Origin of the sequence: Mesorhizobium sp. M1329, assembly GCF_040318035.1 — a bacterium.
GTDB lineage: Bacteria > Pseudomonadota > Alphaproteobacteria > Rhizobiales > Rhizobiaceae > Mesorhizobium.
In genome coordinates this window covers 207,328-227,703 of sequence record NZ_JAMYLN010000002.1, presented here as the reverse complement: position 1 = coordinate 227,703, position 20,376 = coordinate 207,328, and the positions used below count along the sequence as shown (strand labels likewise).

The window sequence follows — 20,376 nt, the reverse complement described above, 5'->3', positions numbered from 1 at the left end:
CAGGCGAGCTTCGGCTGACGGAAACGGTCCGATACCAGGCTGGCTTGCGTTCCGAACATGCGCGGTCCGATGTCGTCCGAGCATGACGGATTGACGTTATAGGGATGCCAGATATTAGTAAAGAGTATTAGTTGATCGGGATTCTCGCCACGATACCGTGTGGGATTGGCGACTAATCGCCAAAGAGGGTCGATTATATCTATTAGTAGCGCTTTACCTTATATAGGCGAAATTCGAAGGACCAACAACATGAACGAACCACTTCGGGATGCGGTCCTTCAGGGTACCAGACGGCGCAAGCCGTCCGGGAAAAAACCCAAGGGCCGCGTCACCATGACCGACATCGCCAGGGCCGCAGGCTGTTCGCAGGCGACGGTCTCGTTCGTCCTCAACAACACGCCGGGCATCAGGCTGTCGCAGCAAACCCGAGAGCGGGTGATTGAGACCGCGCGAACGCTAGGCTATTCGCCCCCGGTGTTTTCTGCCTTGCGAGCTCCTGTTGCCGCATTCGACGGGCTGGATGGGGTGATCGGCTTCGCAGTCGACCAACTGGCGACCAGCCCGGAGGCGGTCGTCGCCATCGAAGGGGCGCGGCAAGCCTCGTGGAACGCCGGCAATGTGCTTTTGGTGGCGCAGACCATGGGCGACGAGGTGATGGAGCCCAGGGCCATCGCGGCGCTGGCCAAGCGGGGAATTTCGGCGCTGATCTATATGACCATCTTCACCCGCGAGATCGTCGCGCCGGACTATCTCTACGGCCTCGACATCCCGGTCATCCTGCTCAATTGCTACACCGCCGACTATGCCTTTCCCGCCGTGGTGCCGAGCGAAATCGCCGGCGGCCAGAGCTCGACCCGGCACCTGATCAGCCATGGCCACAGGCGTATCGCCACCATTACCGGCGAGCCCTGGATGCAGGCGGCGCAGGACCGGCTGAAGGGTTACCGCCGGGCACTGGCGACGGCCGACATCCCGTTCGACCCGGCGCTGGTCGTCGAAGGCGATTGGTCGGCGAGCGCCGGCTATGCCGCGACCATCAAGCTTTTGGCGCTGAAGGACCGGCCGACCGCCATCTTCTGCCAGAACGACCGCACCGCGATCGGCTGCTATGAGGCGCTAAAGGAGGCCGGCCTGCACATCCCCCAGGATATTTCGGTGGTCGGCTATGACGACGAGGAGATCGCCCGGCATCTGTTCCCGCCGTTGACGACGTCGATCCTGCCGCATATGGCAATGGGACAATGGGCGATCGAGCAGCTCGAAGTCCCGGCTGCTCCCGGTCGCGGCCGCTATCCCATCACCAAGCTCGAATGCCCGCTGGTGGAGCGGGAGTCGGTTGGCGCGGTGGCGGGCTGAGGCGAGAGCGCCGGCGATCGACAGTGGCACAGGCTTGACATCGGGCCCGGCATATACCCGATTGATCTCATGAAACTGCAAAGCTGCTACAATTTTCAGGACTTCCGCCGGCTGGCAAAACAGCGCCTGCCAGGCCCGATCTTCAACTATATCGATGGCGGCGCGGACGACGAGACGACGCTGCGGCGCAACCCGGCGGCGTTCGAGGACTGCGATCTCGTCCCCAACGTCCTTGCCGGCGTCGGACAGGTCGACATGTCGGTCACCGTCATGGGCCAGAAGCTGGCGATGCCGGTCTATTGTTCGCCTACGGCCCTCCAGCGACTGTTTCACCATAGCGGCGAGCGCGCCGTCGCCGCGGCAGCGGAGAAGTTCGGCACGATGTTCGGCGTCTCGTCGCTTGGCACGGTCAGCCTGGAAGAAGTTCGCAAGCACAGGACGCCGCAGGTCTATCAGTTCTATTTCCACAGGGATCGCGGCCTGAACCGCGCCATGATGGAGCGCGCCAAGGCGTCCGGCGTCGAGGTGATGATGCTGACTGTCGACAGCGTCACCGGCGGAAACCGCGAGCGTGACCTGCGGACCGGCTTTTCGATCCCCTTTCGGCTTACGCTCGGCGGCATGATGCAGTTCGCGATCAAGCCGAGATGGGCCATCGACTATTTGACGCACGAAAAGTTCAGCCTGCCGCAGCTGGACGGCCATATCGATCTCGGCGGCGGAGCGCTTTCCATCAGCCGCTATTTCACGGAGATCCTCGATCCATCGCTGGATTGGAAAGACGTCGAAGACATGGTCCGCTTCTGGAACGGCCAGTTTTGCCTGAAGGGAATCATGAGCGTCGCCGATGCCAGAAAAGCCGTCGACATCGGCTGCACCGGCATCGTTCTGTCAAATCATGGCGGCAGGCAGCTGGACGGCTCGCGCAGCCCGTTCGACCAGCTGTCGGAGATCGTCGACGCGGTGGGCGACAGGATCGACGTGATCATCGACAGCGGCGTCCAGCGCGGCACCCATGTGCTGAAAGCCCTGTCGTTGGGCGCCAAGGCCGTCGGCGTCGGGCGCTACTACCTCTTCCCGCTGGCAGCCGCCGGACAGGCAGGCGTCGAACGGGCGCTCGGCCTGATGCGAACCGAGATCGAACGCGACATGCGGCTGATGGGATGCAGGTCGGTGGCAGAGCTTTCCAGGGGGAATGTGCGGTTTAGGTGAGGGGGCTGGGAAGTGGCGCACGGCATAAGCTTTTCGAAGTGCGAACACTATACCGACCGGCCGTCGCTCCTGCCGTCCGTGTCGAAGACAGTCTCGCCCGAAACAGCATCCGTATATCCGCCCTCAAGCTGCCGCAACGTATGGCGGAACCGATCAAGATTGCCCAGCATTTTAGGCCTGGCATCGACCATGTGCTGAAAAGTGTCCCACTCTCCAATCGAGAAGAAGGCGCCATCTCCCGATTTGATGAGAGCCATTTTTCGCAATCCCTCGAAATTGCGCGGAGCGCTGCTGAACAGTTCGACGAATTCGTCTTCACTACCCGGCTTGACCCGGAAGCGGACGCTGTTGAATGCCGTCATGTACGTCCCCCGTGAAAGAACTGAAAACCTCGAATATGCGAAGCCCTAACGCACCTCGAACCCTTCGAACACGTGTACAGGAAAATCGGAAGGTTGGCTTCAGTCACCTCTGGCCGAAAGCCCGTTTCTGGCGCTATTTGCCAGGAAGAGGACGACGCTCGATCTCAATCGGTATGCCCTTCCGACCGGCAATGAAACGCGCTGTTAACGCCGTTCGCGGGTGACAGGATGTTGGCCGCAGTTCGAAGGTATAATCTGCGTCTCGCTGTCAGTTGCGGAGGCGAAAATGAATTTGCTTCGGATTGCGCTCTTGTGCACGGCCATGATCGATCTTGCAATGCCGGCCGTTCGCGCTGAGGATCAGCCTGTGCCGCAGAACAATAAAGCCGCAACAACGCAGCCGCCCGTTCATTGTGAAGGCCAAAATTGTCTCCCGCCGGCGAAAGATCCCGTGCAGGAATGCACTGGCCAGGATTGCACTCCAGCTCCGCCGACTGAACCGGGTCCGGAGATTGAGCAGGCCGACTGAGCGGCATCAGCTGACGATCCCCTTTTTGGCATGGATAGCGCTCACGTCTCGCGACCTTCCGACCACTGGCGCCGGTCACGGTCATAGTCGGGCGGCTACTAGCTCACCGCGCCCGAGAGGCTCCATGAGGCGGACCGTGCATTGGATTGATGGCGCTCCCGAAGAGGATGAAACTGGGAACTCGTATGTTATTGCTGCGCCTATCGATTTCTGAGATCACCGCTCGGAGCCGAAGGTCCGCCTTGCGCGCCATAAACTGTCCCTTGCCACCCCTGAACAGCCAAAATCGGATCCGACCGGTCATTCGTCAAGGGGAAGCGAAGTGACCTCCATGCAGAATTCGAGCGCTCATCGGCGTTGGGCGCAATCCGGCCGCGGCCCTCCTGGGGCGAAAGTTCAGGGCAGCGGGATCGGCTTGTCGCTGAGTGTGCGCAAGTAGGCGATCAGGTCGACCCGTTCGGTCTCGTCCGGAACACCAGGCGTCTCCATGTAAACGCCCGGCGTGGTGAGCATGGGTCCGAAGAGATATCTGTTCAGATCCTCGTACGTCCATGCACCCTCCCAGTCGAGCAAAGCGTCGGAGTAACGCATTTTTGCCACAGACGCCTTGTCACGACCGACGACGCTCCACAAGTTGGGTCCCGTCTTGGTCCCTCCCTGTGGCTCGGCATTGTGGCAACCGGCACACAGGCGGGTGAAGTAGGTTCGACCTTTCTCGACATCGGCAGTAGCCAACTTCATCGAGATCGGACCTGGTGTTGGCAAGACGACGCCGTGCGACATGAGATAGTCGGCAACTTCGCGTTGCCCCTTCAATTTTGCCAGATGGAGCGGTGTCTTGCCGTCCTTTGTCGTCGCATTCACGTCCGCGCCGGCCTCGACCAGTGCCTTCACGCAATCGAGGCAACCGGATATGACCGCGATGTGGAGTGCGTTTTCGCGGTTGCGGCGCGAATTTGGATTTGCGCCACCGTCCAGCAACAGATTGATCAGGTCGATCCTGCGTTTTGCCAAAGCCGGCATGAGCGCAGGCCCCAAAAGCGGCGTCGGGGCGGCGTTGACGTCGGCACCGCGTTCCATGAGCAGTTTTGCCGCCGCAAAATGCCCGCCCCTAACCGCAAGATAGAGCGGTGTCGCACCTCCGTCGCTCTCATCGACGCCAGCACCAGCGTCGAGCGCTGCCGTGATCCCCGCGACATCGCCCTTCATGGCGGCGTCGTGGATGGCGGCGGCATGCGATACAATCGGAACGAGTAGAAGCACCAACAGAATGAAAGGCAAGAACCCGCGCATTAGCGTCTCCCAAGGCAAGCCTGAGGACCCGGCACGATTTCAAGAAGGGCAGAGTTTAGTACGAATGCTCGATAGCGGCAACGCACGTGTGATCGGGTTCGCCGCCGCCGTGGCGGGCGGCGGCAGCGTATGCAGTCGCCTGCATGCAAGGCGGTCCTAAACATCAGCCGACCAGCCGTGGCTCATCCCTCATGGAGAAGTCGTTTCTCAGCGCCGGGAGTCCCGCAGATTTGCCGGTAACCGCTAAAGCGCCACCATGGTGGCAGTGATGAGCGGCTAAGCGGCCCATCGATGCCCGGTGTATTGGGATGTGCATTACAAATGGCGCGCCCGAAGAGATTCGAACTCCTGACCCCCAGATTCGTAGTCTGGTGCTCTATCCAGCTGAGCTACGGGCGCGCAACAGGCCATGCTTTGCATGGCCCCGCGATCCGATCCTGGCGACCGGCCGCGATGTGACGTGTTCCCTAGCGACTGAATTTGCGAAAAGCAAGCCGATCCTGGCCAAAAGTTTTGCCGTCACGTTTTGCCGTCATGCGCCGGCCGGCGAAGGCAAGACCGCGTCACGCGGCGGCCGAGCCGATAGGTCGTCGTCTCGGATCGGTCATTTGCCAATCGAAACGGTCCGTAACGAAACACGCCGTTGCACGGCGGCCGAGCCGATGGCTCGTAGCCTCGGACCAACCCTTTGCGAATTGAAACAGCCCGTAACGAAACGGTTCGTTACGCCGGGCGGCGCAGACCGTTGCGGGCCTGGTCGAGCCGGACCGGCTGGTCGGGAATGGTGACCGCGAATGTGGTGCGGCCGCCGATGCTTTCGACCAGCTCCACCGTGCCGCCATGGGCGCGGATCAATTCATGGGCGATCGCCAGGCCAAGGCCGGTGCCGCCGCTGCGGGCCGAGCCGCGAAATGCCGCAAACAGGTTTTCTCGCGCCTTCGGCGGCAGGCCGGGGCCGGTGTCGGTGACGACGATGCGGCTGACGCTGCCGATGCGCTCGGCCGATATGGTCAGGCGGCGCACCACGGCGCTCTCGGTGTCGGCCGCCATCGCCTGCACGGCGTTGCGGCTAAGATTGGTGAGCACGCGGAACAGTTGGTCGGAATCGGCATCGACCTCGAGCACCGGATCGACGGCATTGACGAATTCGATGCCGCATTCGATGTCGAGCAGGCCCTGGACGTCTTCGACCAGTTGGCGCAGCCGCAGCCTGCGGCGCGACGGCGGCGGCTCCTGGGTGCGGCCGTAGGCAAGCACGCCCTCCGAATAGGACACGGCGCGGTCGAGCGCGCGCAGCAATTTTGGCGCGAACGCCTGCACGGTCGGGTCCTTGACCTGGCGCAGGCGGTCCGACATCAGCTGCGCCGAGGCGAGGATGTTGCGCATGTCGTGGTTGATCTTCGACACGGCCAGGCCGAGATCGGCCAGGTGCTTCTGCTCGGTCAGCATCTTTTGCAGCCGCTCCTGCATCTGCGACAGCTCGCGTTCGGCGACGCCGATCTCGTCGGCCCGGGCGGCGGGGTGAATGATGCGGCCGGGATCGTCGGGCGCCTCGGAAAAGGACAGCATCGAGCGTGTCATCGTCCTGATCGGGCCTATCATGATCAGGTCTATCGCGGCGTAAACCAGCATGGCGGTGAACAGCGAGATCAGCAGCGAGACGAAGGCGACGTTGCGCGAATAGATCAGCATGGCATTGCGCAGGCGGTGGTCGGGCATGATCAGCTCGAATTCCTTGTCGCTGTCGCCGACCGGCCCGAAAACGCGCAGCATCCGCTTGCCGCCGAAAAACAGCGTGTCCAGCGCTCCGGTCATGCCCTTGATCATGCCGACATTGGCGATATCGATATGCTCGTCGACCTGCGGCGGCATTTCGGCCACGACCAGAAGCCGCGAGACGCCGCCGTCGCGCACGGCGATCGCCTTGGCACCGATCGCCATCAGCACGTCGTTCTGGGCGGCACGCGACAGCGAGGCAGGTTCGCCCTGCACCAGGACGATTGAAACCGCGGCGGCCGTGCTCAGCCTCTCTTTCAGCCAGCTCAGCCTGTAGCTGGCAATCCAGGGCACGAAGATGAGGACTTCGGCCAAGAGCACGAAGACGATTGTGAGCAGCAGCAGCTTGGTCGACAGGCCGCGCGCCAGCGGCACCCTGCGGGTGGCCGCTTTCGCCTGGGCGATGCTTTCGTCGGTTGCTGGGACTTCACTCATGCTCGTCGTCACGGCTGCCTGTATCACGGCTGCTTGTCTTAAGGACTGCTCGTCTTCACGATCGCTTGATCGGGTGAGATTAGGCGATTGCGGCTTTTTTGCCAAATTCATCCTTGGTCGAAGCCGGACAAAGGGCCACAAGACTTCCCTGCCGGTCCGACAATGCCGGCCCGACGCGCTGGATTGACTTCCAAAACCCTTCTTTCTATAAGCCCGCTCACGCTCGGGCCATTCGTCCCGGCGCGGTTTCGATCGCGCCAAAACCGGCCCGGCAAAGCTCCTGTTACAAAGTGACAGAATCAAGAAGGGCCGCACCCCGCGGTATTTAAACAAATGAAGCGTACTTACCAGCCGTCCAAACTCGTCCGCAAACGCAGGCACGGTTTCCGTGCCCGCATGGCCACCAAAGGTGGCCGCGGCGTCGTCGCAGCCCGCCGCAACCGCGGCCGCAAGCGTCTCAGCGCCTGAGCATCAAGCGAGAGACAAGATCGTTGCCCGCAACCGGCAAGCCAACGGGTCCCCATCCCAAGCGGCTTCTGAAGCGCGCGGAATTCCTGGCTGTCCGCCGTGGTGAAAAGCGCCGCGGGCGGCTTTTCCTCGTCGAGGTCCTGGGCCGCGACGACAGCGAGGCGCCGCGCGTCGGCTATACCGTCACCAGGAAGGTCGGCAACGCCGTCGTCCGCAACCGCATCCGGCGGCGGCTGAGAGAGGCCGTGCGCACGTATGCCGCGGATGACATGGTGCCGGGCAATGATTATGTCATCGTCGGGCGCGAAGACGTGCTTACCACTCCGTTCGGCCAGCTGAAGGCCGAACTCTCCCGCAGATTGCGTGGAACACGATAGGCCAAGGGCTTCGATGGAAAACAACCGCAACTTCTTCATCACCATCGCACTGTCGGTGCTGATCCTGGCGCTTTGGCAATATTTCTATGTGATGCCGCGCAGCGAGATGCAGCGCGAGGCCGCCCGCATCGAAGAACAGCGTGTGGCGGAGCAGAAGAAGGCCGCCCAAGGCACCAGCCCGGGAGCCAGCGAAACACCGGTGCAGCCGGGCGCCATTCCGAACGCACCTGGCGGCGACGCGGTAACGCCGGCCGGCCGCGAGCAGGCGATTGCCTCGACCAAGCGCGTGAAGATCGACACGCCGAGCCTCGAAGGCTCGATCAACCTCACCGGCGCGCGCCTCGATGATCTCAAGCTCAAGCACTACACAGAGACGGTCGACAAGACCTCGCCCGAGATCGCGTTGCTCAATCCGGCGTCCCTACCTAATGGCTATTTCGCCGAGATCGGCTTTTCCGGCACACCGGATGTCGGCAGGCTGCCCGGCCCAGACACCGTTTGGCAGACCGACGGCAATGCGACGCTGACACCGGCGACGCCGGTGACGCTGACCTTCACCAATGACAAGGGCCTGACCTTCAAGCGCACCTTCTCGGTCGACAGCCAATATATGTTCACCGTGTCCGACACTGTCCAGAACGGCGGCTCGGCACCTGCGACGTTGTCGAACTATGGCCGCGTCACCCGTTTCGACAAGCCGGCTATCGCCAGCACCTATGTGCTGCACGAGGGCCTGATCGGCGTTACCGGCAGCGAAGGCCTGCAAGAGTACAAATACTCCAAGGTCGAATCGGAAAGAGAATTCAAGCCAGGCAAGTCGACCGACGGCTGGCTCGGCATCACCGATAAATACTGGGCGGTGACCCTGGTGCCGCCGGGCGGCCGCGAATTTCAGCCCAAATTCTCTTATTTCGAGTTCAAAAGCGGGCCCCACCCGCATAGCTACCAGTCCGATTTCCTGTCCGATCCGGTCACGATCGCTCCCGGGCAGTCAACGACGGTAGAGTCGGAGATATTCGCCGGCGCCAAGGAAGTGTCGACGATCAACGCCTATGAAAAGGACCGTCATATTCGCCAGTTCGACCTGCTGATCGACTGGGGCTGGTTCTATTTCATCACCAAGCCGATGTTCTGGCTGATCGACACGCTTTACAAATTCTTCGGCAATTTCGGCCTGGCGATCCTCGCCACCACCGTCATCGTCAAAGCGCTGTTCTTCCCGCTCGCCAACAAGTCTTATGCGTCGATGGCGAACATGAAGAAGGTGCAGCCAAAGATGCTCGAGATCCGCGAGAAATACGCGGACGACAAGATGAAGCAGCAGCAGGCGATGATGGAGCTCTACAAGACCGAGAAGATCAATCCGCTCGCCGGCTGCTGGCCTGTGGCGTTGCAGATCCCGGTGTTCTTCTCGCTCTACAAGGTGCTCTATATCACCATCGAGATGCGGCACGCGCCGTTCTTCGGCTGGATCCAGGATCTGGCGGCGCCGGACCCGACATCAATCTTCAACCTGTTCGGGCTGATCCCCGTAACCTTGCCGCACATGCTGATGATCGGCATCTGGCCGCTGATCATGGGCGTGACGATGTTCCTGCAGATGCGCATGAACCCGACGCCGCCGGACCCGACGCAGGCTGCGATCTTCACCTGGATGCCCGTGATCTTCACCTTCATGATGGCGGGTTTTCCGGCCGGGCTGGTCATCTACTGGGCCTGGAACAACACGCTGTCGATCCTGCAGCAGGGCGTGATCATGAAACGGCAAGGCGCCAAGATCGAATTGTGGGACAATCTGGTCGCGCTGTTCCGCAAGAAACCGTCGCCGGCGGAATAGCCGGCGCTCCGATGATGCGAAACCAGAAAGCCCCGGTTCGTCCGGGGCTTTTTGCACAAGCAGCCGGCCTGGATTAAGCGATTGGTACTGCCGGACGGATCGCGCTATTTTGACCTGGCTGGCAGTTGCCCGACGGAGCTCGATATGACCGGACCCAATCCATCGATCAAGCATCCGATCCCGTTGCACACGCGCGTCGGCTTTCTGAAACCGCTGGTGACGGCGCCGAATATCGAGATCGGCGACTTCACCTATTATGATGACCCTGACGGACCCGACAAATTCGCCGAAAAATGCGTGCTGCATCATTATCCGTTCATCGGCGACAGGCTGATCATCGGCAAGTTCTGCGCCATTGCCGAAGGCGCGCGCTTCATCATGAACGGCGCCAATCATGCCATGTCCGGCTTTTCGACCTATCCGTTCAACATCTTTGGCCACGGCTGGGAAGAGGGTTTCGACCCGGCGACATGGTCGAAGGAGGTGCGTGGCGACACAATCGTCGGCAACGACGTCTGGATCGGCATGGAAGCGGTGATGCTGCCGGGCGTGAAGATCGGCGACGGCGCCATTGTCGCGGCAAAGTCGGTGGTGACGCACGATGTGCCGGCCTATGCGATCGTCGCCGGCAACCCGGCGAAGGTGGTGAAGATGCGCTTCGACGACAGGACCATCCGGCGGCTGCTGGCGCTGGCGTGGTGGCACTGGCCGGTGGAAAAGATCAGCCGCAATCTCGATGCCATTCGTGGCAGCAATATTTTTCTCCTGGAGGCAGCGGTTTGAACGCGTTGAGCAAGACCACGATCGGCATCGAATTGTTCACGCGAGCCTGGATCTTCATCCGCGGCGTGCCGGCGATGAAATTCCTGCCGCCGGAGGGACCGCCCGAGATCGCCTTTGCCGGCCGCTCCAATGTCGGCAAATCGTCGCTGATCAACGCGCTGGTCAACCAGAAGGGGCTGGCGCGCACCTCCAACACGCCGGGCCGGACGCAAGAGCTCAACTATTTCGTGCCGGGCGGATTTTCGGGAGAAGGCGCCGACCTGCCGCCAATGGCGCTGGTCGACATGCCGGGCTATGGCTACGCCACGGCGCCCAAGGAAAAGGTCGACGAGTGGACGAAGCTCGTGTTCGACTATCTCAAGGGCCGGGTGACGCTGAAGCGCGTCTACGTGCTGATCGATGCCCGCCATGGCATCAAGGCCAAGGACGACGAGGTTCTGTCGCTGCTCGACAAGGCGGCGGTGTCGTATCAGATCGTGCTGACCAAGACCGACAAGATCAAAGCTGCGGGGGTACCGCGGCTGATCGAGGAAACGCTCCAGAAGATCAAGAAACGCCCGGCGGCCTTTCCCCTCGTGCTTGCCACGTCGTCGGAAAAGAGCGAGGGCCTCGAGGAATTGCGTGCGGCGATCGTGCTCGCCGCCAATGGCGGATAGGCAACGGACTCCGACGGTTGGTCAGGCGAGGCTGGAGGCCCGTTCCTGCTCTGCAAGCTGTTCGGTGCCGTAGGCCTTCAGGAACACATCGACGCCCGACCTGACGATATGTTCGATCTCGGCCGCACTTGGTGCCTTGGTGCGATAGGCGAATATGCACTGGCGGAAAAGACCGGCCAGGCACAGTTCGGTGAACTGATAGGCGGCAAGCTCGACGTCGTCGATCTTCAGCAGGCCGCGTTCGATAGCCATGTTGAGGAAAACGACAACCCTGTCATGGCCGCGCTTCGGCCCGCGTTCGTAAAATCGCGCGCCAAGCTCCGGAATACGTTCCGACGCGCCGATCACCGTCCGCTGCGCCAGGATGACCCTCGCCGAAGTGATCTTCATGGACAGCACAATGCCGAACTTCACCAGCGTCTGGCGAAGGTCGCCGATCTGGTCGAGCACCTCATACATGTTCTTGAAGATCGTGCCGCGCTCTTCCTCGATCAGCGCTTCGAACAGCTCTTCCTTGTTGGCGAAGTAGACATAGATGGTGCCCTTGGACACGCCGGCCTCACGGGTGATGTCGTTCATCGACGCGGCTTCGAAGCCCTTGTCGATGAAGACACGGCGCGCACCGTCGATGATCTGGCTGCGCTTGACCGGGTCTTGCCCCGCGGCCGGGCGGCCGCGCGGCAGACTGTCCAGCAAATCGCACTGGTCCTTGCCAGCGCTGGGCAATGGGCCTGAATCAGGCAAAGGAGCGGCCTTGGGGGCTTCGGCCATAATGTCACACCTCGTAAAATAATTCGAACCATCCGGTTCGATTGCTCTTGATATGGTCCTCTTTAAGCGCTAAGTCAACGTCGAGTTCGAACCGAACGGTTCAGTCTGATGAAGTTCAGCGCCAGTTAATTTAGAGAGATATCATGTCCTCGAATGCGCCCACCAGTGCCGAAGTCCGCCCTTTCCCCAATGCCAAGGTCCAGCCTGCGATCGAAGCGCCGGAAGCCCCTCTCAAGCCCGCCGACGTCACCCCGCTGGCTCCCGCCAAAAAGAAGCGCTCGATGCGCTCGATGTTGCTGCCCATCATCGGCCTGGCCCTGCTGGGCGCCGGCGCCTGGTATGGCTATGATTACTGGACAGACGGGCGCTTCATGATCACGACCGACGACGCCTATGTCCAGGCCGACACGGCGTTCATCTCGCCAAAAATCTCGGGCTATGTCGATCAGGTCAAAGTGACCGAGAACCAGCAGGTGAAGGCCGGCGACCCGCTGCTGATCGTCGATGACGGTGACTACAAGATAGCCGTTGCCCAGGCCGAGGCGCAGATCGCCACGTTGAGCAAGACGCTCGACCGCATCGATGCCCAGACCGAGGCGGCGCGCGCTTCGCTCAAGCAGGCGCAGGCGCAGAAGACCGCCGACCAGGCCGCGGCCGACAATGCCAAGCGGGCTCAGGTTCGTGCCGCCCAGTTGCTCAAGACCCGCGTCGGTACGCAGGCCCAGTTGGACGATGCCCAGACGGCGGTCGAGCAAGCCAATGCCGCGCTAGCCGGCGCCGACGCGCAGATCGCGGCGGCTCAGGCCAATATCGGCGTGCTCCAGGCGCAGCGCGCGGAATCGGCCAGCACGCTGGCCTCGCTGCAGCTTGCCCACGACAAGGCGGTGCGGGATCTGTCCTTCACCGTGCTGCGCGCACCCTATGACGGCGTGGTCGGCAACCGCTCGGTCGAGCAGGGTGACCTGATCAGCCCCGGACAGAAGCTCGCCGTCATCGTGCCAATGGACAAGCTCTACATCGTCGCCAACTTCAAGGAGACCCAGCTTGCCCGGCTGGTGCCTGGTGAAAAGGTCAGGGTGTCGGTCGACGCGATCGACGGCCAGGACATCGAGGGTACCGTGTCGTCGCTGGCGCCGGCTTCGGGAGCAGTGTTCTCGCTGCTGCCGCCGGAGAACGCCACAGGCAATTTCACCAAGGTGGTGCAGCGCGTTCCGGTTCGCATCGACGTGCCGGCGGATGTGCTGAAGACGGGCAAGCTGCGCGCCGGCCTGAGCGTCGTCGTCGCCGTCGACAGCCGCACGGCGCCTTCGGCATCGAAGTAAAGCGGATCCGGGAGCAAAGCTCATGGCGACCGCAACTCTGACTGCAGGATCGACACCGGCGCCAGCCATGCCGGTGCCGGTCGACCACATCTCGACACGCCGCGTCATCGCCTTCCTGGCGATGGTGTTCGGCATGTTCATGGCCATCCTGGACATCCAGATCGTCTCGGCCTCGCTGGCCGAGATCCAGGCGGGCCTGAGTGCCAGTTCGGACGAGATTCCGTGGGTGCAGACGGCCTATCTGATTGCCGAGGTCGTGATGATCCCGCTGTCGGGTTTCCTCAGCCGGATGCTGTCGAGGCGCGTGCTGTTCACGATCTCGGCGGCAGGGTTCACCGCGGCCAGCGCGCTGGCCGCGACCGCAACCAATATCGACCAGATGATCGTCTACCGCGCCGTGCAGGGCTTCATCGGTGGCGGCATGATCCCGAGCGTCTTTGCAGCCGCCTTCACCATCTTCCCACCGTCGCGCCGTGCCGTCGTCTCGCCGATGATCGGCCTGGTGGCGACCTTGGCGCCGACTATCGGCCCGACCGTCGGCGGCTATATCAGCCATGCCATGTCCTGGCACTGGCTGTTCCTGGTCAACGTCGTGCCCGGCATTCTGGTGACGACGGCCGCCTGGTCGCTGATCGACTTCGACAAACCCAATCTCAAGCTGTTCAGCAAGTTCGACTGGTGGGGGCTTGCCGGCATGGCCGCCTTCCTGGGCTGCATGGAATATGTGCTGGAGGAAGGTCCCAACAACGACTGGCTGCAGGATCAGGCGGTGCTCGTCTGCGCCGTCATCATGACCTTCGGCGCGGTGCTTTTCTTCTGGCGCGTGTTCACCGCCGAGGAGCCGATTGTCGATCTGAGGGCCTTCAGCAATATCAATTTTGCCTTCGGCTCGCTGTTCTCCTTCGTCGTCGGCATCGGCCTCTACGGTCTGACCTATCTTTATCCGGTGTTCCTGGGGCGCATCCGCGGCTACGATTCGATGATGATCGGCGAGGCGCTGTTCGTCAGTGGCCTGGCCATGTTCTTCACCGCGCCGATCTCCGGCATCCTGTCGAACAAGATGGACCCGCGCATCATGATGATGATCGGCTTCTTCGGCTTTGCCACGGGGACCTGGTGGATGACGCATCTCACCGCCGACTGGGATTTCTATGAACTGCTGATCCCGCAGATCCTGCGCGGCTGCTCGATGATGCTGTGCATGGTGCCGATCAACAACATTGCGCTCGGAACCTTGCCGCCGGAGCGGCTGAAGAATGCGTCTGGCCTGTTCAACCTGACCCGCAATCTCGGCGGCGCCGTCGGCCTGGCCGTCATCAACACCGTGCTGATCGACCGCAATGCCTTCCACTACGCCAGGCTCTCCGAGCACGTGCAATGGGGAAGTGCCGCTGCGCAGCAGAAGCTGCAGAACATGACGGTCAACTTCGAGCAGACCGCCGGGCTCGACGCCTCCAAGGCGGCCATCTCCAAACTGTCAGGCATGGTCCAGCAGCAGGCATCGCTGCTGTCGTTCATGGACGTATTCTTCATGCTGACGGTTTTGTTCGCGACGCTTGGGCTCTTCACCCTGGTGATCCGCAAGCCAGCCGCTCAGGGCGGCGGTGGCGGAGGCCATTGAGGCGCGCTGGATCCCCCGCCTGGCGCCCTCGCGCATGACCCCGAAAAGCGATTTTCGGGGTCATGCGCAAAATCAACCATCACGAAGTCTTGGAGCGGCGGACACTCCACCGCTCCAACTTTTTGTTTGAGCATCGGATTTTCCCAAAACCGCTTCGCACTTTAGGGTCCGATGCTCTAGCGCGCTCCGACAAAGTAAGGGGCGCGGCCGTCCTCACGCCGTCGCCGGCTTGAAGGTCAAGGCGACGCCATTGATGCAGTGTCGCAACCCGGTCGGCGGCGGACCGTCGTCGAAGACGTGGCCAAGATGGCCACCGCAGCGGCGACAATGGACCTCGGTGCGGGTCATGCCCAACGACCTGTCCACGGTCTTGCCGATGGAATTCGGGATTTCCTGCCAGAAGCTCGGCCAGCCTGTGCCGGAATCGAACTTGGTCTCTGACGAATAGACCGGCAGGCCGCAGCCGGCGCAAGCGAAGATGCCTTTGCGGTGCTCGTTGAGCAGCGGACTGGTGCCCGGATATTCGGTGCCCTCCTTGCGCAGCACATTGAAGGCCGCGTCGGACAGGATGGCGCGCCACTCGGCCTCGGTCTTGGTAACCTCGAAAGTCTCGGCCGCGCGTGCATCCTGGGCTTCGCCCATGCGCAGCGCGGTGGCGCCTGCGACAACGCCAATGGCTGCCGCCCCACTCAAAAGAAGCTCGCGACGGTTCATGGCCATTTCCTCCTGTTGCTGCTTGTGCCAAATTCGACCGCCACACGGAAATCAAAAGCCGGTGACGATCGCTGTCCTCAAAGCGGGACTCCGCGCCTGTCCACATCTTGCGTGAACGGCGCGGAGCGTGCGCAGGGAGGCCCTCAGCGATATCTTCGCCGGCAGCGTGCGTTTGTTACATCTTCGGCAGGAGAACCTTGTCGACGACGTGGATGACGCCGTTGGACTGCTCGACATCGGCGATCGTCACATTGGCGACGTTGCCATTTTCGTCGGTCACGGTGACCTTGCCGGCGTCGGCCTTGAGCGACAGTTCGCAACCACCGACCGTCTTGACCTTGTGGGTGCCGCCGTCATCCTTGACCATCTTGGCGACGTCGGCGGCCATCGCTTTGGCGCCGATGACATGGCAGGTCAGGATCTTGACGAGCTTGTCCTTGTTTTCAGGCTTGAGCAGCGTCTCCACCGTGCCGGCTGGAAGTGCCGCAAAGGCCTCGTTGGTCGGCGCGAACACGGTGAAGGGGCCGGCGCTTTGCAGCGTATCGACCAGGCCGCCTGCCTTGACGGCAGCGACGAGTGTGGTGTGGTCCTTCGAGTTGACCGCATTTTCGACGATGTTTTTCTGGGCATACATGGCGGCGCCGCCGACCATCGGATTTTGGGCATAAGCAATGGTGGCGAGCGCAGAAATGGTGACCGTGCCGGCAAGCAAAAGTGTGGCGAATTTACGCATGATTTCAATCTCCTCGGGTTATCGTTCCCTCATTCTGGAACGCAAGGAGATACGCGATAGCAAATGCCGGAGTTTCGTCCTCTGCGCAAAAAAATATTGTTTCGCTGCAATTTGTCCGGCGTCGATCGACAGCCGCCAACACGCTTTTCAGGCGTTTAAATCGCGGGAGATAGATTTCAGATCTGCTTCCACAGATGAGAAGCAGTCAGATGCTCTTCAGATCGCCCGCTGCGACCACCGGTCCAGTCGGCTGGCCGGTCGGTGAACCGCCGGCAGGCTCGATGCTGACCGCAAGCACGGCGCCTTGCGCCAATTTCTCCTGGACGGCGGGCGGGATGGCCAAATGCGCGGTCGCACCGGCCGGGATGACGCCCATCGACACCGGCGCCTTCTTGCCTTCGATCATCCACAGCTCGAAGTCCTTGCCGGCGGCCCGCTCGCCGGAAACGTGGGAAAGACCGACCTCGTGACGGGCGGCATCGTAGACGACGAGATATTTGACGTCGCTGCCTTCGGCCGCCAGCGAGGCGACAAGCCGCGCCTGCGGCGGTTCGGTGGGCGGGCGGAAGTAAGGCACGGCGAGGTAGATCGCCAGCGCCGCAATGGCGGCGGCGGCAAGACCGCGCCAGAAGCCAAGGCTCGACCAGAGGCCGGCGCGCGGCTCTGCAGCGAACAGCCGGCGGTCCAATGCTTCCTTGACCCTGATCGGAGGCTCTGTCTCCGGATAGGCGGCGGCCATCGGCGAAAGATGCGCCTCCCAGGCATCGACAAGGCGTGCGAAGGCGGCGTCCGCATCGATGCGGCGCGACGCGATCTCGCGTTCATCGGCGGCCAGAACGCCAAGAACGTATTCGGCGGCGAACAGGTCGTCGCCCCCACGTTCCGGTCCATTGTCGTCAGCCAGCGTCATCTTTCCAGGCATTCTCTCAGTTTCAACAAGCTGCGACGCAGCCAGGTCCGCATCGTGTTCAGCGGTACGCCATAGCGCTCCGCCAGTTCGGCATAGCTTTTGCCATCCAGATAGGCGCCCCGGACGGCCGCCGCCCGGTCCTTCTCCAATTCCTCGAGACAATGGTAGATGCGTCCGGACTCACCGCCCGCCACGGCCATGGCCTCCGGCCCCGGCGCCGGATCGGCCACGTCGAGCGCGGCATCGATATAGGCGGCAGGCTCTCGCCGCGCCCTGATCCGATCGATCGCATGATTGCGCGCAATGGCCACCAGCCAGGAGATCGGGCTCAGATCCGAAACTGCGAAACGGTCCGCCTTCGTCCATATCTTGACGAAGACCTCTTGAAGCGCCTCTTCTGCATCTCCCCGATCCTTCAATACACGAAGGCAGACGCCGAAAAGTTTCGCGCTGGTCTGCCGGTACAGCAGATCGAACGCAGCCCGGTCCTTCATCGAAGTCCGGACAATCAGGTTGCTGATGTCCTGCGGCGTCATCGGCCGCCAAATTAGGTGATTGCAATGTATTTGCAACGACTGAAATGGTCTTGCGCACCGGCAGCGCCAGCCTCGATTGCCAATGAAATCGCCGCCCGCTAGCTTGCCATGAGCGGGAGGGCGACCATGTCGATCGAGCGGGTCCTGTGGGAGCATGACGCGACCGGCCAGGCCGCACTCGTGCACAAGGGAGAGATCACACCGCAAGATCTCGTCGATGCGGCGATCGCCCGGGCCGAGGCCACCCGGCCGGAGATCAACGCCATCGCCGAACCGCTTTTTGAGGCGGCGCGGGCGCGAGCGAGAACCGTCGACCACAAGCTGCCGCTTGCCGGAGTGCCCTTTGCCTTGAAGGACCTCGGCATCGCCATGAAGGGCGTGCCGACGCATGGCGGCAGCCGCATTCCGGCTTACACCCCCGATTTCAACTCGGTCATGACGGATCGCTATCTGGCCGCCGGCCTGATCCCGATCGCCACCAGCACCGCACCCGAACACGGGTTGAGGCTGGTGACCGAGTCGGTGGCTTACGGCGTCACCCGCAACCCATGGGACACCGCGCACACGACCGGCGGTTCCTCGGGCGGTGCGGCTGCGCTGGTCGCGGCCGGCATCGTGCCGGTGGCGCATGCCTCGGATGGCGGCGGCTCGATCAGGGTGCCTGCAGCCTGCACCGGGCTGGTCGGGCTGAAAACCTCGCGCGGCCGTGTGCCCTTGACGCCGCTCGTCACCGAAAGCTGGTACGGCTTCGTCGTCGACCATGCGTTGGCCCGCTCGGTGCGCGATACGGCCCTGCTGCTCGACCTGACCCACGGGCCCGACCCGCTGTCGCCCTACGCGGCACCGTCGCCGAACGGCAGTTTCGCCGCGGCGGCCGGGCGCGATCCGGGCAAGCTCAAGCTCGCCTTCTATCGAAAATCGCCGCTCGGCCTGCCGATATCGGAAGAGACGTTGAAAGCTCTGGATGCGGCGATTGCGCTGGCGCGCGAAGGCGGGCACAGCGTCGAGGAGATCGACCTGCCCTATATCGATCGCGATTTCATCGCCGATTTCGCCAGAACCGTCGCCGCGGCGGTGGCCGGCACGATGCGTGGCGAGGCCCTGCGCGTCGGCCGCTCCATCTCAGGCGATATCGAACGCGCCACGCGCGTGATGAGCCGGTTCGGTGAAATCCTCTCGGCCGGCGAAATCTATGCCGGCCTGCAGCGGCTGCACGCCGCCTCGCGCCGGCTTATCACCGAAACCGCGCACTATGATGCAGTGCTGATGCCTGTCATCGCGCACCCGCCGCTCGCCTGCGGCACCATGGACCCGAAAGGCGCCGACGAATTCATCGAGAATGTCCTGGACAGACTGCGCCTCGCCGGCCTGCTGAAGTTCAAGCCGCTGTTCGGCCAGCTGATGGACAAGAGCCTGTGGTTCACCCACTGGCCGGCGATCCAGAACGTCAGCGGGCAACCGTCGATCACGCTTCCGGTCTACGTCACCGATGCCGGCCTGCCGCTCGGGGTCCAGGCCGCCGGCCGCCCCGGCGATGAGGAAACGCTTTTGTCGTTCGCCGCGCAGATGGAAAAGATCTCGGGCTGGCTGGGACGGCGCGCGCCGCTACAGGTGCCGGCATAGACCATGATCCCGAAAGGTGGGAACCGGTTTTCGGACAAGATCATGGTCAAACAAATAGTAGTACCGATTTGATCGATCGTGACAGCAAAGCCGTTTGCCCCCTCGTCCAATTCCCGCTAAGACGCCGCCGTTCATGCCAAGCTGGGAACCACGCCGATGACGGATGTCGCCGCCACCGCCGAAATGCAGGCCGCGCTGCTTTCAAGGGCGCTGCCCTACATGCAGCGCTACGAGAACAAGACGGTCGTGGTGAAATATGGCGGCCACGCGATGGGCGACATCGCGCTCGGCAAGGCTTTCGCCCGCGACATCGCACTGCTCAAGCAATCCGGCGTCAACCCGATCGTTGTGCATGGCGGTGGGCCGCAGATCGGCGCCATGCTCAGCAAGATGGGCATCGAATCCAAATTCGAGGGCGGCTTGCGCGTCACCGACCAGAAGACCGTCGAGATAGTCGAGATGGTGCTGGCCGGTTCGATCAACAAGGAGATCGTCGCGCTGATCAATGCCGAGGGCGAGTGGGCGATCGGCCTGTGTGGCAAGGACGGCAACATGGTGTTTGCCGAAAAGGCGCGCAAGACCATGATCGATCCGGATTCCAACATCGAGCGGGTGCTCGACCTGGGCTTCGTCGGTGAACCTGTCGAGGTCGACCGCACATTGCTCGACCTCCTGGCACGATCCGAAATGATCCCGGTGCTGGCGCCGGTGGCGCCCGGCCGCGACGGCCATACCTACAACATCAACGCCGACACTTTTGCCGGCGCCATCGCCGGCGCCTGCCAGGCGACGCGCCTGCTGTTCCTCACCGACGTGCCCGGCGTGCTCGACAAGGACAAGAAGCTGATCGACGAGCTGACCGTGGCCGAGGCCAAGGCCCTGATCAAGGACGGCACGGTCTCGGGCGGCATGATCCCCAAAGTCGAGACCTGCATCGAGGCAATCGAGCGCGGCGTCGCAGGCGTCGTCATCCTCAACGGCAAGACGCCGCATGCGGTGCTGCTCGAGCTGTTCACCGAACACGGCGCTGGCACGCTGATCGTGCCGTAAGGCCGGGTGTCT

Annotated in this window: 19 protein-coding genes and 1 tRNA gene; 11 read left to right on the top strand and 9 right to left on the bottom strand. The window is 62.4% G+C overall.

From position 1 onward, the window contains the following. Positions 1-249: 249 nt before the first annotated feature. Both NKH21_RS02975 and NKH21_RS02970 read left to right on the top strand, forming a co-directional pair. Complete coding sequence (locus tag NKH21_RS02975) at positions 250-1,356, top strand: LacI family DNA-binding transcriptional regulator (protein ID WP_352862986.1); 1,107 nt, start codon at positions 250-252, stop codon at positions 1,354-1,356. A 69-nt stretch (positions 1,357-1,425) separates the two neighbouring features. Next, entirely contained in the window at positions 1,426-2,568 is a 1,143-nt protein-coding gene (locus NKH21_RS02970) for an alpha-hydroxy acid oxidase (RefSeq protein ID WP_352862985.1), read from the top strand. 47 nt (positions 2,569-2,615) lie between these two features. On the opposite strand, the gene NKH21_RS02965 is transcribed toward NKH21_RS02970, so the two are convergent. From NKH21_RS02965 to NKH21_RS02950, 4 genes are all read right to left on the bottom strand, one after another. Then, positions 2,616-2,930, bottom strand: a complete 315-nt coding sequence (locus tag NKH21_RS02965; protein WP_352862984.1) for an antibiotic biosynthesis monooxygenase family protein — start codon at positions 2,928-2,930, stop codon at positions 2,616-2,618. 925 nt (positions 2,931-3,855) lie between these two features. Further along, on the bottom strand, positions 3,856-4,752 hold the full coding sequence (locus NKH21_RS02960; protein ID WP_352862983.1) for an ankyrin repeat domain-containing protein: 897 nt from the start codon (positions 4,750-4,752) through the stop codon (positions 3,856-3,858). 322 nt (positions 4,753-5,074) lie between these two features. Further along, a tRNA-Arg gene (locus NKH21_RS02955) sits at positions 5,075-5,151 on the bottom strand. A gap of 324 nt (positions 5,152-5,475) precedes the next feature. After that, positions 5,476-6,963: an ATP-binding protein gene (locus NKH21_RS02950; protein WP_352862982.1), complete on the bottom strand. Its 1,488-nt coding sequence runs from the start codon at positions 6,961-6,963 to the stop codon at positions 5,476-5,478. 333 nt (positions 6,964-7,296) lie between these two features. Between NKH21_RS02950 and rpmH the strand changes: the two genes are divergently transcribed. The 5 genes from rpmH to yihA all read left to right on the top strand — a co-directional run bounded on the left by rpmH (position 7,297) and on the right by yihA (position 11,084). Then, positions 7,297-7,431: a 50S ribosomal protein L34 gene (rpmH, locus tag NKH21_RS02945; protein ID WP_008833937.1), complete on the top strand. Its 135-nt coding sequence runs from the start codon at positions 7,297-7,299 to the stop codon at positions 7,429-7,431. A gap of 23 nt (positions 7,432-7,454) precedes the next feature. After that, entirely contained in the window at positions 7,455-7,808 is a 354-nt protein-coding gene (gene rnpA, locus NKH21_RS02940) for a ribonuclease P protein component (RefSeq protein WP_352862981.1), read from the top strand. Positions 7,809-7,821: 13 nt separating this feature from the next. Then, entirely contained in the window at positions 7,822-9,645 is a 1,824-nt protein-coding gene (gene yidC, locus NKH21_RS02935; RefSeq protein ID WP_352663569.1) for a membrane protein insertase YidC, read from the top strand. A 144-nt stretch (positions 9,646-9,789) separates the two neighbouring features. After that, entirely contained in the window at positions 9,790-10,428 is a 639-nt protein-coding gene (locus tag NKH21_RS02930) for a CatB-related O-acetyltransferase (RefSeq protein ID WP_023677492.1), read from the top strand. Continuing rightward, a complete protein-coding gene (gene yihA / locus NKH21_RS02925) occupies positions 10,425-11,084 on the top strand; it encodes a ribosome biogenesis GTP-binding protein YihA/YsxC (protein ID WP_352862980.1) in 660 nt (219 codons plus the stop codon). Before NKH21_RS02930 ends, yihA begins: the two co-directional genes overlap by 4 nt. Before the next feature lie 21 nt (positions 11,085-11,105). On the opposite strand, the gene NKH21_RS02920 is transcribed toward yihA, so the two are convergent. Then, complete coding sequence (locus NKH21_RS02920) at positions 11,106-11,855, bottom strand: TetR/AcrR family transcriptional regulator (RefSeq protein WP_352490516.1); 750 nt, start codon at positions 11,853-11,855, stop codon at positions 11,106-11,108. A 143-nt stretch (positions 11,856-11,998) separates the two neighbouring features. Here NKH21_RS02920 and NKH21_RS02915 point away from each other — a divergent pair, with 143 nt between their 5' ends. Together NKH21_RS02915 and NKH21_RS02910 are read left to right on the top strand one after the other, a co-directional pair. Then, the gene (locus tag NKH21_RS02915) at positions 11,999-13,177 is read left to right on the top strand and encodes an HlyD family secretion protein (RefSeq protein WP_352862979.1); all 1,179 of its coding nucleotides are present in this window, start codon (positions 11,999-12,001) and stop codon (positions 13,175-13,177) included. 67 nt (positions 13,178-13,244) lie between these two features. Beyond that, the gene (locus tag NKH21_RS02910) at positions 13,245-14,798 is read left to right on the top strand and encodes a DHA2 family efflux MFS transporter permease subunit (RefSeq protein WP_352863098.1); all 1,554 of its coding nucleotides are present in this window, start codon (positions 13,245-13,247) and stop codon (positions 14,796-14,798) included. Between the two features lie 213 nt (positions 14,799-15,011). On the opposite strand, the gene msrB is transcribed toward NKH21_RS02910, so the two are convergent. The 4 genes from msrB to NKH21_RS02890 form a co-directional block, all read right to left on the bottom strand. Continuing rightward, entirely contained in the window at positions 15,012-15,512 is a 501-nt protein-coding gene (gene msrB / locus NKH21_RS02905) for a peptide-methionine (R)-S-oxide reductase MsrB (protein WP_352862978.1), read from the bottom strand. Positions 15,513-15,687: 175 nt separating this feature from the next. After that, entirely contained in the window at positions 15,688-16,245 is a 558-nt protein-coding gene (locus NKH21_RS02900; protein ID WP_352862977.1) for a fasciclin domain-containing protein, read from the bottom strand. 205 nt (positions 16,246-16,450) lie between these two features. After that, a complete protein-coding gene (locus tag NKH21_RS02895) occupies positions 16,451-17,155 on the bottom strand; it encodes an anti-sigma factor (protein ID WP_352863096.1) in 705 nt (234 codons plus the stop codon). Beyond that, positions 17,152-17,691 carry a sigma-70 family RNA polymerase sigma factor gene (locus tag NKH21_RS02890; RefSeq protein ID WP_023718207.1) on the bottom strand — a complete coding sequence of 180 codons (540 nt, stop codon included), beginning with the start codon at positions 17,689-17,691 and terminating at the stop codon, positions 17,152-17,154. The genes NKH21_RS02895 and NKH21_RS02890 overlap by 4 nt, the downstream gene beginning before the upstream one ends. Positions 17,692-17,817: 126 nt before the next feature. Between NKH21_RS02890 and NKH21_RS02885 the strand changes: the two genes are divergently transcribed. Further along, positions 17,818-19,314, top strand: coding sequence for an amidase (locus NKH21_RS02885; RefSeq protein ID WP_352862976.1), 1,497 nt, complete (start codon positions 17,818-17,820; stop codon positions 19,312-19,314). A 156-nt stretch (positions 19,315-19,470) separates the two neighbouring features. Next, complete coding sequence (argB, locus tag NKH21_RS02880; protein WP_023677482.1) at positions 19,471-20,364, top strand: acetylglutamate kinase; 894 nt, start codon at positions 19,471-19,473, stop codon at positions 20,362-20,364. Positions 20,365-20,376: the final 12 nt, after the last annotated feature.

What these genes read in the sequence shown, in the direction of transcription:
- NKH21_RS02930 (WP_023677492.1), top strand. Translation starts at nt 9,790, where the DNA reads ATGACCGGACCCAATCCATCGATCAAGCATCCGATCCCGTTGCACACG.
- NKH21_RS02965 (WP_352862984.1), bottom strand. Translation starts at nt 2,930, where the DNA reads ATGACGGCATTCAACAGCGTCCGCTTCCGGGTCAAGCCGGGTAGTGAA.
- msrB (WP_352862978.1), bottom strand. Translation starts at nt 15,512, where the DNA reads ATGAACCGTCGCGAGCTTCTTTTGAGTGGGGCGGCAGCCATTGGCGTT.
- NKH21_RS02900 (WP_352862977.1), bottom strand. Translation starts at nt 16,245, where the DNA reads ATGCGTAAATTCGCCACACTTTTGCTTGCCGGCACGGTCACCATTTCT.
- NKH21_RS02950 (WP_352862982.1), bottom strand. Translation starts at nt 6,963, where the DNA reads ATGAGTGAAGTCCCAGCAACCGACGAAAGCATCGCCCAGGCGAAAGCG.
- NKH21_RS02915 (WP_352862979.1), top strand. Translation starts at nt 11,999, where the DNA reads ATGTCCTCGAATGCGCCCACCAGTGCCGAAGTCCGCCCTTTCCCCAAT.
- NKH21_RS02910 (WP_352863098.1), top strand. Translation starts at nt 13,245, where the DNA reads ATGCCGGTGCCGGTCGACCACATCTCGACACGCCGCGTCATCGCCTTC.
- NKH21_RS02970 (WP_352862985.1), top strand. Translation starts at nt 1,426, where the DNA reads ATGAAACTGCAAAGCTGCTACAATTTTCAGGACTTCCGCCGGCTGGCA.
- argB (WP_023677482.1), top strand. Translation starts at nt 19,471, where the DNA reads ATGACGGATGTCGCCGCCACCGCCGAAATGCAGGCCGCGCTGCTTTCA.
- NKH21_RS02895 (WP_352863096.1), bottom strand. Translation starts at nt 17,155, where the DNA reads ATGACGCTGGCTGACGACAATGGACCGGAACGTGGGGGCGACGACCTG.
- rpmH (WP_008833937.1), top strand. Translation starts at nt 7,297, where the DNA reads ATGAAGCGTACTTACCAGCCGTCCAAACTCGTCCGCAAACGCAGGCAC.
- yidC (WP_352663569.1), top strand. Translation starts at nt 7,822, where the DNA reads ATGGAAAACAACCGCAACTTCTTCATCACCATCGCACTGTCGGTGCTG.
- NKH21_RS02885 (WP_352862976.1), top strand. Translation starts at nt 17,818, where the DNA reads ATGTCGATCGAGCGGGTCCTGTGGGAGCATGACGCGACCGGCCAGGCC.
- NKH21_RS02920 (WP_352490516.1), bottom strand. Translation starts at nt 11,855, where the DNA reads ATGGCCGAAGCCCCCAAGGCCGCTCCTTTGCCTGATTCAGGCCCATTG.
- NKH21_RS02975 (WP_352862986.1), top strand. Translation starts at nt 250, where the DNA reads ATGAACGAACCACTTCGGGATGCGGTCCTTCAGGGTACCAGACGGCGC.
- NKH21_RS02960 (WP_352862983.1), bottom strand. Translation starts at nt 4,752, where the DNA reads ATGCGCGGGTTCTTGCCTTTCATTCTGTTGGTGCTTCTACTCGTTCCG.
- NKH21_RS02890 (WP_023718207.1), bottom strand. Translation starts at nt 17,691, where the DNA reads ATGACGCCGCAGGACATCAGCAACCTGATTGTCCGGACTTCGATGAAG.